Raw genomic sequence first — 14,312 nt, forward strand, 5'->3', positions numbered from 1 at the left:
TGATGAATATCTCTATCCTCAAGTACCTCCCGCATCGCCCGCCTATGCAAATGGTGGATACCATTACACATATCAATGATACCAGTATTGTGACCGAATTTCTTATCCCAGAGGATTGTATCTTCTTGGAGAAAGAATACTTTACCGAATCAGGCTTGATTGAGAATATGGCACAGACCTGCTCGGCTATTGTAGGGCAGTTTTTCTTTGGTTTGGAAGAGGATACCAAGAGGGTTATTGGCTATATCAGTGCTATCAAAAAGGCAGAAATTTTCTCTTTGCCCAAGGTATTACATACCATACGTACAGAGGCTACTTTGCTTTCTCGTTATGATGACAAGGGATATAGTATTTGTGCAATGGATTGTGGAGTCTATCATCAGGAAAAACTATTGGCACAGGGACAGATGAACTTATTTATCAAAGAATTGGACGTATGAAAGAGCAAGAGATGCCCAACCAGAAGGGGGCTTTGGAGGGACTTAAGGAGGTTTGTTATGTAACCGATAATCAAGGAAATTACACAACGGCTCTCAGCGAAGGCTGGGAGGTTAAGGATATTGCGATAGAATCCTCTATGAATCTTTTGCAGGAGCAAATGCAAAAAGCGAAGGAGCAGATACAAGCAGGTAAGCAGAGCCCTATTGTCTATTACATGGCTCGTGCTCGTATGGACTGGGTTACCTTGGCCAGTTATATGGGCCAGTGGCAATGGATTATCAAAAGACATGCACGCCCTAAAGTATTTGCTAAGCTCTCTGAAAAGACATTGAAAAAATATGCGGAAATTTTTGATATTTCTGTAGAAGAACTAACCAATTTTCCCTCAAACACATGAGTAAGGTAATAGAGGTCGTCAATCTCTATAAAAAATATAAACAATCAACCCATTTTGCACTGAAGGATCTTTCTTTTTCGGTGGAGAAAGGGGAGATTTTCGGTATGCTCGGTACCAATGGGGCAGGGAAGACCACGCTCATGTCCATCCTTATGGGGGAAATGACCCCTACTGCGGGGGAGTTCTCTATCTGTGGCTTGTCTTTTAAGGGACAAGCCAACCAGATTCGCTATAGGATAGGGGTGGTGCCTCAGGAATATGCACTCTATCCTACCCTTACAGCAAGGGAGAATCTTTGCTATTTTGCTAGTCTCTATGGTCTTCAGGGGAAACACTTACAAAATCTTGTTTCTCAAGGACTTGAAAGAGTAGCACTTTCACAGGTGGCGGATCGAAAGATCAAGCACTTCTCTGGGGGTATGAAGCGCCGTATCAACCTCTTAGCGGGGATTCTGCACACCCCCGAAGTGCTCTTCTTGGATGAACCTACTGTCGGAGTCGATGTCATATCCAAGAATATCATTATAGATTATCTAAAAGAGCTCAATGAGCAGGGTATGTCCATCCTATATACTTCTCACCACATGCAGGAAGCTCAAGAATTCTGCCATAGGGTAGCTATTTTGGATAGGGGAGTGCTCCTCTGTCAAGGAACTCCTAAAGAACTTATCTCTCAGGAGAAAGTACAACACTTGGAGGAGGTCTTTATTCGTTTCACTTCTCAGGAGCTGGCCTATGAATAAGTTTTTCGCATCTATTTACAAGGAAATCCTCCTTATTAGTAGAGACTTGGGAGGACTTATCATTCTTTTTGTGATGCCTTTGGTTTTGGTCATCACAGTTACTCTTTTGCAAGATGGGGCTTTCCGAAATATCTCCCAGCAGCAAATGCGTATCCTCTTGGTAGATAATGACCATGGAGAGGTATCACAGCACATACGCATGGGGATAGAAGGGGGGCATTTCTTCTCAGTAGTTACTGATGCTCAAATCAAAGGATTGGACGAGCAAAAAGCTAAACAATTGGTACGCCAGGGAGAGTATATCATGGCGATAGTATTACCAAAGCATCTTTCAGCTGATCTGCAAGCAGAAGTACAAGAGAGTGTCGATAGGATTCTTAGTGCTTTTATGGAGGAGATACACAGACAGCCATTAAAAGAAATAGATCCTAAGGAAGTGCGATTGTACTTTGATCCTACCTTATCTCTCTCTTACAAAGAAGTAATCAAAACCCATATAGATAAGATGATGTACCAAGTGGAAAACCTTTTTATCTATAGTGCTTTTGAGAAGGAATTAGGAGAAGATAAACATCTGCCTTTTCCCACAGGAAGGAAGATGATTACTTTCTCTGAGATCAATCCTACAGAGATGACTCAGCTTCCCAATTCAGTACAGCACAATGTGCCTGCATGGGCACTCTTTGCTATCTTTTTTATCACTATTCCACTTTCGGCAAATATTGTGCGGGAGAAGACACAGGGTACTCATATACGCCTATTGACCTCTCCGCTCTCTTATGGGGAATTGCTCATGGCCAAGATAGGAGTTTTTCTTTTAATAGGGCTTTTACAGTTTGCCCTAATGGTGCTTATGGGCTTGTATATTTTCCCTCTTATGGGCTTGCCGCTCTTGGATATCTCAGGACGGATGTTGTCTCTTTTTTTGGTAGCTACCTCCGCAACCTTGGCAGCAATCGGCTTGGGGGTACTCTTGGGGACACTCTGTCAGACACAGGAACAGTCAGCACCCTTAGGCGCTACGCTTACGGTAATCCTTGCCGCTATAGGTGGGGTATGGATTCCTGTTTTTGCCATGCCATCTTTTATGCAGACTATAGCGAGGCTCTCCCCTATGAACTGGGGGTTACAGGCTTTCTATGAAGTATTCCTCCGAGCGGGAAGTATCGCCTCTGTACTCCCCAGGGTGGGACTATTATTTTTATTTTTTATTCTTTGTATGGTAATTTCTATAGTATATGACAAGGCAAAAAGAAATCTATAATCCGACCTCCCTATATGAGAGTATACAGCTAAGAGTACGCTTTAGCGAAACAGATCCCTTGGGGATTGTTTGGCATGGCAACTATATCAAGTATTTCGAAGATGCTCGAGAGGCTTTCGGTCGTAAGTATGGCATCTCCTATCTGGATGTAGAACGACATGGGTTTGCCACTCCTATTGTCAAGAGTGTCTGCGAACATAAGAAAATGGTACGCTACGGGGAACTCCTTGAGGCACAGGCACATTATATGGATACTACAGCGGCCAAGTTGGTCTTTCATTATCTTATCTACAATGTTGCTAAGGAATTGGTATGTACAGGAGAGACAATACAGGTCTTCACCACTCTAAAGGAGGGAACACTATCCCTCTATAATCCTGAATTTTATGAACAATGGAGGAAGCAGCACCTATAAGAATCTTATTAGTTGATAGTGATATCCAATGGATAGAACATAGGGCAAATTTGTTACAACAAGTGGGTTTCGAAGTTCTTACAGCTACTTCAGCGGCACAAGCATTACGCATAGCCAAGAAGGCAGCTCCAGAGCTCTTGCTACTTAATATTTTTCTTCCAGATACTGATGGAGTGGAAGTGTGTGAACAATTGCCCCAGATGGGACTTCCTACCTATCCTATAGTGGTACTATTGGCTGAGGAAAATCAAGACTATGCCCTTCTGGCAGGATTTGAAGCAGGTGCTGATGATTTTATCTATAAAAACTTAAAACCAAAACTTTTTATCTATAAGTTACAAGCTTTGGTCAGGTGTTGTCTCTCTAAGAAAGAACCACAACACACTTTTGCACAGCATGATGATTTTTCACTGGATCCAGACTCTTATACACTTCTTAAGGGGGGAGAAAGATATGTTCTTCCCAAGAAAGAGTTTGAATTGCTCTCTCTCTTACTCTCAGCCCCCGAAAAGCTCTTTACTCGGGAGGAACTTGCCTTGCATATTTGGGGAGATGCTCATCAGGCTAAAAATCGTACCATAGATGTACATATCCGGAAAATCCGAGAGAAAATAGGCCAGAATAAAATAAAAACAATTAAGGGAGTAGGGTATAGGTTAGTGAAGAATGAAAAGTAAAAAGAGAAGAGTGAAAAATGATTTCTCACTTTTCACTCTTCTTTTTAATTTATTGTAAGGTGTTTACAATATCAATAATTTTGTTGTAGGTAGTAACCATATTTCTATTGAGATAATCAGTAAGATTAGGGCCATCTATGTTGCCATATTCTCCATTGAAATTTTCCTTAATAAGATTCTCTATCTCGGTATGGGTAGGATATTTCTTGCGATATTGCTCAGCTATACGAACCATAATCTCTACTTCTGCATAGCAAACTCCATATTGGTGTAGATTCTCATAAGTATTCTTTAGGTCTTTGATGCTGGCAGTATCTTTATTCTCTTTATAGTATTGTTTTGCAGCTCTGGAGATTCTTATTCCTTCGAGATATAAATTGTTTTGGTCATTATAACGATATATATCAAGAGGGTATTTTTCTAAATTCTCTAATTTGACCATTAGCTTTTCATAAGCCACAAGTCTTTCTTCTATCAGGCGCTTGTATTCTTCTCGATCGGTAATATCTGTCCTATAGTGAGGTAGCGGATTCTTATGAGGTAGCTTGAGGGTGCTGGCCAAGATATACACAGATACTTCAAAACTGCCTCGACTGCGGTTGTCCTGAGTGAAAATCTCTACCTTGGTAGTCCCTGCTTTTTTGGCTAAAAGGGTAATTTTGTTATCAGTTACATTGCCTTGTAGTTGAGCTATTTCCCCATTGACAATTTGTACTCTATCGGTAGCATTCCATACGCCACTGAAAGTAATTGTAGTGGTTTCTCCTTCTTTTACAACCGCTTTTTCAGGGGTGAAAGAGAGCAAAAGTTTAGGGCTTACAGTAAGCTCAAAGCTTCCTCTTTCTTTGTTGTCAGCAGAGAGGATATGTACTTTGGTCGTTCCCACTTTTTTACCTAAGAGGGTAAGTTTGTTGTCCTGAACTGCACCCTGTAGAGCAGCAACTTCCTCATTGTCTATTTTTACCTTGTCGGTAGTGTTCCAAGTCCCTACTATGCTAACTGTAGTTGTTTTCTCCATTTCTACAGAGGGATTTTCAGGGGTAAACTTCAATGGGGAAGCTACAGGAGGATTAGTGGGGTTAGAAGGATTGGTAGGATTAGAAGGATTAGAAGGATTTTTAGGATTAGGGGTTACTTCATCATCTCCTTTTTTACTACATCCTATGGCCAAAAGACCAATGGCTAATGCCATAAAAGAAATTTTAAAAAAATATTTCATGTTATAATTATTTTATTCTATTTATAATATTTCATTCTTCATTTTTTACTCCTCACTCCCAAAGACTTGCGTCCAATACCTGCCCTTACGAGCTATTCCCATTTCTTTTATGTGAGGGTTCATGATGTTGGCACAATGTTTGGGACTCATGAGCCATCCTTCGATAACAGTACGTTCCTCAAAACTACCCATAGCGATATTCTCAGCATAGGCACGCCAATGGTAGCCAGCCTTGCTCAGGCGTTTCCCAGGATCAGCTCCATTCTTACTATAGTGGGTAAGCTGTTTGCGCACAGACATCTCTTCACTGTGCTTTTGAGCTATTGTAGTGAGCTTATCACTCCATTTCAAGGGAGGTACTGCTGGGTAAAAGGTATCTCCACACAAGCAGCCTTGATTCCTTTGAGCATTGACCAGCTCCAAAAGTAGTTCTTTGTTCAAAGGAGTATCTTGTGCACTTGCGATAATACAAGAGAATAATAGGAAGTAAAAAAATCTGTAAGCCAATTTCTAAAAAATAGTTGAAAATAGTGATTCTTACTCCTCGCTTTTGACTTTCTCCCAAGTATCCTTCAGACCTACTGTTTTATTAAAAACAAGCTTGTCAGGGGTGCTATCAGGATCTACACAGAAGTAGCCTAAGCGCTGGAATTGTACAATATCACCTGCTTTGGCTGTTTGTAGGCTGGGCTCTACATATGCGGTAATTACCTTTAGCGAATCAGGGTTGATGTAATTAAGAAAACTATCCTCTTGACGATCGGGTTCTGCTACTGTGAAAAGGCGGTCATATAGGCGTGCCTCTACAGTAAGTGCATGAGGTACAGATACCCAGTGGAGGGTGCCCTTTACCTTGCGAGTGCTTGCTTGGCTACCACTACCACTACGGCTGTCAGGATCATAAGTGCAATGTATTTCCAAGATATTACCTTCACTATCCTTCACTACACTTTCAGCCTTAATGATATAGGCATTCTTTAGACGAACTTCTCCTCCTAATTTTAGGCGGAAATATTTCTTGTCAGCTTCTTCGCGGAAGTCCTCACGTTCTATATATAATTCACGAGAGAAAGGTACCTTACGATAAGTCATAGGGCTTACCTCTGGATTGTTCTCAGCTTCAAGCCACTCTTCTTTCCCTTCTGGATAGTTGGTAATGATGACTTTTACAGGGTCTAATACTCCCATCACACGATTGGCCTTCTTGTTAAGGTCTTCACGTACACAAAATTCTAACAAAGAGACATCTATCAGGTTTTCTCGCTTAGCAATACCGATGGTATCGGCAAACTTACGTATGGCTTCTGGAGTATAACCACGGCGGCGCAATCCTGAAATGGTAGGCATACGAGGGTCGTCCCAACCCGCTACATATTTTTCAGTAACCAGTTGCAGCAGTTTGCGCTTGCTTACAATGGTATGGCTAAGGTTACGTCGGGCAAATTCTCGTTGCTTAGGGCGCACTACTTCCTTTCCATCGGCAAGGGCAGAGGCGGGGATTACCTGATCCAAAAACCAGTCATATAATTCTCTATGAGGCAAAAACTCTAAGGTACATAGAGAGTGTGATATCTGTTCTAAGTAGTCACTCTCACCATGTGCCCAGTCGTACATAGGGTAGATATGCCACTTATCGCCTGTACGATGGTGGGAGGCATTCATAATGCGGTAGATGATAGGGTCACGCATAAGCATATTAGGAGAGGCCATGTCTATCTTAGCACGCAGTACATAGGTACCATTGGCAAACTCGCCATTCTTCATACGCTCAAAGAGAGCAAGGTTCTCTTCTGGAGAGGTGTTGCGATAAGGGCTCTCTGTACCAGCAGTGGTAGGAGTCCCTTTCTGAGCTGCAATCTCTTCAGAAGTCTGTTTGTCCACATAGGCTTTCCCCTTTTTTATAAGCATTACAGCCCAGTCATACAGCTCTTGGAAATAGTCAGAAGCATAGCACTCTTTGTCCCACTTATAACCTAACCATGCTACATCACGACGGATGGCATCCACGTATTCTTGTTCCTCTTTGCTGGGATTGGTGTCATCAAAACGCAGATTCACAGGAGCGTTGTAGCGCAAGCCCAACCCAAAGTTAAGGCAAATAGAACTGGCATGCCCTAAGTGTAAGTAGCCATTAGGTTCTGGGGGAAAACGAAAACGTAAGTTATTTGCAGAAAAACCTCCTGCAAGGTCTTCCTCTATGATATTTTCTATAAAATTGTTGGATCTTTCTTTGATTTCTTCTGCCATGTTAGTTTTTTTAAGGTTTTTAGGTCTTAGATATAAGGTTTGATTTTGAGTAAAGCACTCCCTTGTAAAGAGGGGCTTCTTTTCAAGAGTGCAAAGATAGTTAAAAAAAATTAATTTGTCAATGAGAGAGAAAGTAGAAATAGTCTCAAAACAAACTTTTTAATATAAAAAGAGTTCTTTTTATGAGCTCTCATCTGTCAATTTAAATTGTCCTAAGAAATTCATTCGGTTTTTTTGTGATAAAAAAGAAATCTAATTTTTCAAAGAAATCAGTTTTTTCTTCTAAGGAGTATGCCTTAAGTGAGGGTTTCGTGTGCATCCCTCAACAATCCAAGCCTTTTCTCCTGTTACATTGAGATGTAGTTGGAGTTCCGTTCTATTGGGAATGGTATTTCTGAATTTAGGATATTGCTCCTTATAGGTCTGAGCAATGAGAATAGTTTCTCTCTTTGTTTACCAAGGGAAATGTTCAAAAGCATTGATGACAATTGAGAGGGTAAAACCATGGAAAGTAGCCTCATTCCTCAGGGGTAGGGAATAGCCTGCTTGTATTTGGTATTTGTTGACCAAAGAAACTCCTGCACGGGGAGTGATGGCATGGGTATTGATAGAAAGTCCCATTCCGAAGAGCATCATATAGAACTCCGCTCCTATTTCGGGGACAAACTGTACCGTACCCTTATGGCTACCGATGTGTGTGCCCCCGTAATAGGAAAAGCCCCCATAGAAAGGTTCAGAGTTTTGGGAGGCGCCTACAAATCCATAGTGATACACTCCATTAGTAAAGGTATAAGCTGTACGCACCCCCGTCACCTGCCCCTTCATGAGAAAAGGAAAGAATAGTAAAAGCAAATATTTCATTAACTATTAATCATTAACCAATTGGTCATTAATCATTATTTAGTTTCCTACTTCACTGATAAACTTAATACGATACAGACGTAGCTCGTCATCTTCGTAATCCCCACCAAATTCTTTGGAAGCTACAGATATTTTATCTGTCTCGGCATCCAAGAAGTAATCATGGAGCTCTTCTTGTTGCTCTTCATCAAGAATTTCATCTATCCAGTAGTTGATATTCAGCTTGGTACCACTGTATACGATTTGTTCCATTTCCTTGAGGAACTCATCCATGGACAGTCCCTTTGCTTTAGCAATATCAGGAAGAGGGAGCTTCTTGTCTACATTTTGGATGATAAAGAGTTTTAGTGCAGAATTAGCTCCTGTGGTTTTTACAATTAGATCTTCTGGGCGGATGATATCATTCTCTTCTACATATTTGGCTATGAGAGAGACAAACTCTTTTCCGTATTTTTTAGCCTTCCCTTCTCCTACACCAAATACATTGGTGAGTTCTGTGATATTGATAGGATATTTCATACACATATCCTCCAGAGAGGTGTCTTGGAACACTACAAAAGGAGGTACACCAAATTCCTTAGCTACCTTTTTGCGCAAGTCCTTCAGGTACTTCAGTAGTGTATCATCCAAGGCTGAAACGGTATTCTTAGCTGGTTCGTCAGGATCTTCGTCGAAGTTGTGATCCTCCGTCATCATGAACGAATGAGGTTCCTTGAGGAAGGCGCGCCCCTTGTCGGTAAGGAACATCACCCCATAGGTCTCTATATCCTTGCGTATGTAATCATTGACCATTACTTGGCGAATGAGTGACATCCAGAAATGTCCATCTAAGTCACTACCACAGCCGAAGAAATCCTGTTCGTCAAAACGGTTGGACTTGATAATAGCTGAATATTTGCCGGTAAGTACATTGACCAAGTCTTTGGCTTTGAGTCTTTGGCGGGTTTTGTCAATAACGTCCAAAAGCATAGTAACTTGTTCTTTAGCCTCTTTCTTGGTCTTAGGATAGCGCATATTGTCATCCATATTGGCACCTTCCCCATTGATCTCGTCGAACTCTTCTCCGAAATAGTGTAGGATGAACTTCCTACGAGAGCTGGAGGTCTCTGCATAGGCTACCATGTCCTGCAAGAGGGCTTGTCCTACCTCTTGCTCAGCAATAGGCTTACCTACCATGAATTTCTCCAATTTCTCTATATCCTTATAGCAGTAGAAAGCAAGGCAATACCCTTCTCCACCATCACGCCCAGCACGCCCAGTTTCTTGGTAGTAGCTTTCGATACTCTTAGGAATGTCGTAGTGGATGACAAAGCGAACATCGGGCTTATCAATTCCCATTCCAAAAGCGATGGTAGCTACCACTACGTCTACTTCTTCCATCAGGAACATATCTTGGTGCTTGGCACGTGTCTTGGCATCCAAGCCTGCATGGTAGGGAATAGCAGTGATCCCATTCACCTGTAGGGTTTGGGCAAGTTCCTCTACACTCTTGCGGCTCAGACAGTAGATAATTCCCGATTGTCCAGGACGTTGTTTGACAAAGCGAATGATATCACTATTGATGTTTTTCGTCTTGGGGCGTACCTCATAGTATAGGTTAGGGCGATTGAAGGAGGATTTGAATACATTGGCCTCGGGCACTCCTAAGTTCTTGAGAATGTCTTCTTGTACCTTGGTAGTCGCCGTTGCCGTTAGAGCGATGATAGGAATTCCTTCTCCTAAGCGTTCTATGATAGTTTTTATATTTCGATATTCAGGGCGAAAATCATGTCCCCATTCAGAAATACAGTGCGCTTCATCTACCGCGACAAAGGAGATATTGATAGTTTTTAAGAAGTCCGCATATTCATCCTTGGTGAGTGATTCTGGAGCCACATATAGCAACTTGGTGTCTCCATTACGAATATCCTCCATTACATTACGGATCTCTCCTTTGGTGAGGGAGGAGTTCAATACGTGGGCTATTTTATCAGTGCCAGAGATGCCTCTTATGACATCTACTTGGTTCTTCATCAGGGCAATAAGTGGAGAAATCACAATAGCAGTTCCTTCCTTGAGCAAGGCAGGGAGCTGGTAACAAAGGGATTTTCCGCCACCGGTGGGCATCAAAACGAAGGTGTGATGATTGTCCATGATACTGCGAATAATCTCCTCTTGCTTTCCTTTGAAGGCACTGAAGCCAAAAATGCTTTTTAACGCTTTTTGTAATTCAACATTTGTTGTACTCATAATATAATATGTAGTATTTTTTTCTTACTTTTGCAGGATAAAATTACAACTTTTTTTTTAAGTAGCAAATCTAAATATTACTATTTTGGAAAACTTTAATAAAATACTCGATTTTGCTCGGGAAACCATTGAAACTGAGCTGTATTCTTTAGGGAAATTAACAAATTTTTTAGACAAAGATTTCGCTCTTTCCGTCCAAACAATCCTTGAAAGTGGGGGGAGGGTCGTGGTTACAGGCATCGGAAAGAGTGCAATTATCGCACAAAAAATTGTTGCCACAATGAATTCCACCGGTACACCTTCTCTTTTTATGCATGCAGCGGATGCTATCCATGGGGACTTGGGGATGATCCAGCCCAAGGATGTGATTATCTGTATTTCTAAGAGTGGTAACACTCCAGAAATCAAAGTGTTGGTGCCTCTGCTCAAGCGTGAGGGAAATCCCTTGATTGCCATTACTGCCAATAGGGAGTCTTTCCTGGCCACTCAGGCTAATTATGTCCTCTATGCCTATACCCAGAAGGAGGCTTGTCCTAACAACTTAGCACCGACGACCTCGACCACCGCTCAGCTGGTCATGGGCGATGCGCTCTCAGTAGCACTCATGCGAATGAAATCCTTTGGGAGCGAGGACTTTGCTAAGTATCATCCAGGGGGTGCCTTGGGCAAGCGCCTCTACCTAACTGTAGGCGAGGCCATTGCACGCAACCAAGTGCCGTCAGTAGCCCCTGATACGGATATAAGACAGGTCATTGTCGAGATTTCTCAAAAGATGCTCGGGGTCACTGCTGTACTTGAGGGTGATACCATTGTCGGGGTCATCACCGATGGGGACATCCGTCGTATGCTTAGCCGCTATGAGGACATAAAGGGGCTCAAGGCCAAGGATATCATGTCCTCTCATCCTAAAACAATTGAGGCAAGTGTGCTGGCAGTTGATGCTCTTGACTTCATGCAAAATCACAAGATCACCCAGTTATTGGTCACTCACTCTGGTCGTTATATAGGGGTCATCCATCTTCACAATCTCATACAAGAGGGAATTATTTGAGAATGATTAATGCCAATAATGATTAATGAATAATACCAAATAATAATGCAATAGGGAGGATTAATCATTGATCATTAATCATTAACCATTATTGAAATGGTTTTCTCATTTCCTTGTGTATCCATACATCGCAGAAGGTGTTCCCCTGGGCTGAGTTGCAATTGCATGTCGTGGAAGTGGAGGGTCTCTCCCAGATAGGTCTCGTCCAAGTACCAAAACAGCTTACCACTGTGCTTATAGGCCACACGGGCTACAATAGGCTGTACTTCTCCTCCGAAGCCTTTGGCTTGGTGAAGAACAGTACCATCCTTGGGGTAGATAAAGTCCAAGGCTGCTTGGCGCTCTCCCCCCTGACAGTCTTCTCGTAGGGGTGGTAAGGGTAGGTAAGTGGGGTGTCCCTTGCGGTAGAACCATTCCATCAAGGGGGGCAATACAAACCAGCTCTTGGAGTCTATCGCTGAGATGGGCTGACAATCCGCCGTCACTTGCCACTTATGATCAGGGCTGAGGTGTACCCACTTATGATATTTACATGGAGTGCCTAATAGGTTTGCTTTGGCAGTAGTTATCAGCTTCTTAGGGCAGATGTCACTGGCGAGCATCCCACTTATGGCACATACTTCTATTTGTTGTAAATCTTCTTTTGGAGAGGCAAACCATTGGTTCTTCGCAAGCCACTGGAATATCTCCAACATCACAGGGGAGGCAGTGCCTACTCCTGTGAGCTCTGGTCGTCCTTCTCCAGAGGCATTGCCAACCCATACGCCTACTAAGTAATTGGCATTCATCCCTATAGACCATGCATCACGGTTGCCAAAACTGGTGCCTGTCTTCCAAGAGATTTTTCTTGAGGAGGCATAATAGCGCCAAGCTGAGTCGAAAGAGGGGCGGTTCACCTGGGTGAGAGCTTCTAAGGTTTTATAGATAGCTCCTGCACTTAGGTGGGTTTTCTCTTGCTGCTCCTTGCCATAGTTACGCTCTCGGGGCAGATAGCTCAATGGCTGAAAGGACTGGGAGAGGTAGCTGTGCTTTTGGTTGTAATGGTTGAGTTCAAACCCCATATGAGCATAGGCTTGTGAGAGTTCCCATAGGCTGCTCTCAGCGCCTCCCAAGATCAAGGAAAGCCCGTAGTGGTCGGGATGGCGGTTGATGGAGTACAGCCTATGCTTGCGTAGCTGTTGGTAGAACCTACTGATGCCATACTGTCGTAAGAGTAGTACAAAGGGAATATTCAGCGAGCGATACAGCGCCTCATGGGCGGGCACTACTCCCTCATAGGTGTTTTCAAAGTTCTGAGGAGCATAGCCTGCTATATGGGTAGGCACATCGGCAACGAACTCTTCAGGTAACAGCTCCCCACTGTCGAGCATAGCCGCGTAGAGGAAGGGCTTGAGTACACTTCCGGTACTGCGAGGTCGGTGAATGATATTTACATCCTTCTGGTGCTCGCCATCGGTGGGGCTATTTCCTACATAGGCGAGGACTTCTTGCCGCTGAATGTCTACAACTATGGCACAGAGGTTATGTACTTCAAAGCGCTTGTAGTAGCGATAGTACTTCTCTACGATCTGGTTGACTTTCTCTTGCAGGGGATAGTCTATAGTACTTTGCTTGCGCTCTCCACGGTGGCTTTTGGCAATGCGCTCCACCAAGTGAGGTGCCATATTGGGTAGCTCATGGGGCTTCTCAGGCAGCGATTCGCTCAGGGCAAGCTCGTAGGTGGTTTTATCTATGGTATGATTTTTGTACAGTTTGCCTAAGAGAAAATCTCTCTTACGCTTCAGGGAGGTTTGGTTTTTCCCTGGGTAGATAAGCCCTGGAGCATTGGGCAATACTGCAAGGGTACAAGCTTCTGCCCAGGAGAGCTGCCATACAGGTACCCCAAAGTAGCGCCAAGCGGCCATCTCAGCTCCGATGATATTCCCACCAAAGGGTGCGTGGGAGGCATAGAGACGGAGAATGTGCTCCTTGCTATAGCGTAGCTCAAGACGTGTTGCCCAAATGGCCTCGATGAGTTTTTCGCCATAAGTGCGCTTTTTGTTCTTACGAGCCAAGCGAATCACCTGTTGGGTAAGGGTACTGCCTCCACGCCGCGTACGCCCATGGCGTAGGTTTGTAAGCAGGGCTTTGCCTGTGGAGATAGGGTTCACCCCTGGATGATAGTAGAAATAAGCATCCTCGTAGGCTAAGATAGCCTCTTTAAGCTTGTGGGGGACACTGTCTAATTCGGGAAAGCGCCACTGCCCATCAGGGGCGATTTTGCCTCCTAAGAGCTTGCCATCACTGCTCTCGACTATAGTAGCATACCCCTCAGGGAAAAGTTCTCGTGGTAGGCACAGACTATACCATAATAGTAGTATAATCCCGATCCCCACACGGATTTTGTGGCGACGGGCATAGCCTATAGCAGCAAGGAGATATTTTCGACATAGCGCTTTCACGATTACAAAAGTAAATGTTTTTTCTATAACAAACAAATTTTTTTCATTACTCATTACTCATTAACCATTGACCATTACTCATTGATCACTGTTTATAATTTTAAAAAATGTTAATAACTTTTTAGGAAAGTGATTTTCTGGGAACCTATTTTTTATAAAGCCCTGTATTTACGAAGGCTAGAGGTAAATTCTACCCCTAAGATCTTATAGAATTTTTCCTAAGACCTCTCTGAAACTTTTAAGAAAAAAACAACGTATAAAAACTTTTTTATATATTTGCATCGCTTTTCCACGCCTTGTAAAAAAGTAAAGAAAAGAGTCAATATT

Annotated in this window: 13 protein-coding genes; 7 read left to right on the top strand and 6 right to left on the bottom strand. The window is 42.9% G+C overall.

Annotation, left to right across the window (positions count from 1 at the left end; all coding sequences use genetic code 11):
- Nucleotides 1-2: 2 nt before the first annotated feature.
- The 6 genes from CGC50_RS09895 to CGC50_RS09920 are packed head-to-tail and all read left to right on the top strand — an operon-like array spanning nucleotide 3 to nucleotide 3,937.
- A complete protein-coding gene (locus CGC50_RS09895) occupies nucleotides 3-440 on the top strand; it encodes an acyl carrier protein (protein WP_095911345.1) in 438 nt (145 codons plus the stop codon).
- Entirely contained in the window at nucleotides 437-838 is a 402-nt protein-coding gene (locus CGC50_RS09900; RefSeq protein ID WP_095910699.1) for a hypothetical protein, read from the top strand. Before CGC50_RS09895 ends, CGC50_RS09900 begins: the two co-directional genes overlap by 4 nt.
- Nucleotides 835-1,581 (top strand): ABC transporter ATP-binding protein, encoded by a 747-nt coding sequence (locus CGC50_RS09905; RefSeq protein WP_095910700.1) that lies wholly within the window; start codon nucleotides 835-837, stop codon nucleotides 1,579-1,581. Before CGC50_RS09900 ends, CGC50_RS09905 begins: the two co-directional genes overlap by 4 nt.
- The gene (locus CGC50_RS09910) at nucleotides 1,574-2,845 is read left to right on the top strand and encodes an ABC transporter permease (RefSeq protein ID WP_095910701.1); all 1,272 of its coding nucleotides are present in this window, start codon (nucleotides 1,574-1,576) and stop codon (nucleotides 2,843-2,845) included. Before CGC50_RS09905 ends, CGC50_RS09910 begins: the two co-directional genes overlap by 8 nt.
- Nucleotides 2,820-3,260, top strand: coding sequence for an acyl-CoA thioesterase (locus tag CGC50_RS09915; protein WP_095910702.1), 441 nt, complete (start codon nucleotides 2,820-2,822; stop codon nucleotides 3,258-3,260). Before CGC50_RS09910 ends, CGC50_RS09915 begins: the two co-directional genes overlap by 26 nt.
- Nucleotides 3,239-3,937 carry a response regulator transcription factor gene (locus CGC50_RS09920; RefSeq protein ID WP_095910703.1) on the top strand — a complete coding sequence of 233 codons (699 nt, stop codon included), beginning with the start codon at nucleotides 3,239-3,241 and terminating at the stop codon, nucleotides 3,935-3,937. Before CGC50_RS09915 ends, CGC50_RS09920 begins: the two co-directional genes overlap by 22 nt.
- Before the next feature lie 49 nt (nucleotides 3,938-3,986).
- Here CGC50_RS09920 and CGC50_RS09925 read toward each other — a convergent pair whose 3' ends face one another.
- The 5 genes from CGC50_RS09925 to recQ form a co-directional block, all read right to left on the bottom strand.
- Nucleotides 3,987-5,129 carry a GAG-binding domain-containing protein gene (locus tag CGC50_RS09925; protein ID WP_157909451.1) on the bottom strand — a complete coding sequence of 381 codons (1,143 nt, stop codon included), beginning with the start codon at nucleotides 5,127-5,129 and terminating at the stop codon, nucleotides 3,987-3,989.
- 72 nt (nucleotides 5,130-5,201) lie between these two features.
- A complete protein-coding gene (locus CGC50_RS09930; RefSeq protein ID WP_232781105.1) occupies nucleotides 5,202-5,597 on the bottom strand; it encodes a CAP domain-containing protein in 396 nt (131 codons plus the stop codon).
- A 96-nt stretch (nucleotides 5,598-5,693) separates the two neighbouring features.
- Entirely contained in the window at nucleotides 5,694-7,403 is a 1,710-nt protein-coding gene (locus CGC50_RS09935) for a glutamine--tRNA ligase/YqeY domain fusion protein (protein ID WP_095910706.1), read from the bottom strand.
- A 453-nt stretch (nucleotides 7,404-7,856) separates the two neighbouring features.
- Nucleotides 7,857-8,264, bottom strand: coding sequence for a hypothetical protein (locus CGC50_RS09940; protein ID WP_157909452.1), 408 nt, complete (start codon nucleotides 8,262-8,264; stop codon nucleotides 7,857-7,859).
- A 39-nt stretch (nucleotides 8,265-8,303) separates the two neighbouring features.
- Nucleotides 8,304-10,493 (bottom strand): DNA helicase RecQ, encoded by a 2,190-nt coding sequence (gene recQ / locus CGC50_RS09945; RefSeq protein WP_002669772.1) that lies wholly within the window; start codon nucleotides 10,491-10,493, stop codon nucleotides 8,304-8,306.
- An 85-nt stretch (nucleotides 10,494-10,578) separates the two neighbouring features.
- On the opposite strand from recQ, the gene CGC50_RS09950 reads away from it, so the two are divergent.
- A complete protein-coding gene (locus CGC50_RS09950; RefSeq protein ID WP_095910708.1) occupies nucleotides 10,579-11,544 on the top strand; it encodes a KpsF/GutQ family sugar-phosphate isomerase in 966 nt (321 codons plus the stop codon).
- Nucleotides 11,545-11,618: 74 nt separating this feature from the next.
- Here the strand turns inward: CGC50_RS09950 and pbpC are convergent, their stop codons facing one another.
- On the bottom strand, nucleotides 11,619-14,021 hold the full coding sequence (gene pbpC / locus CGC50_RS09955; RefSeq protein ID WP_394363701.1) for a penicillin-binding protein 1C: 2,403 nt from the start codon (nucleotides 14,019-14,021) through the stop codon (nucleotides 11,619-11,621).
- Nucleotides 14,022-14,312: the final 291 nt, after the last annotated feature.

Source organism: Capnocytophaga gingivalis, assembly GCF_002302415.1.
Classification (GTDB): Bacteria; Bacteroidota; Bacteroidia; order Flavobacteriales; family Flavobacteriaceae; genus Capnocytophaga; species Capnocytophaga gingivalis.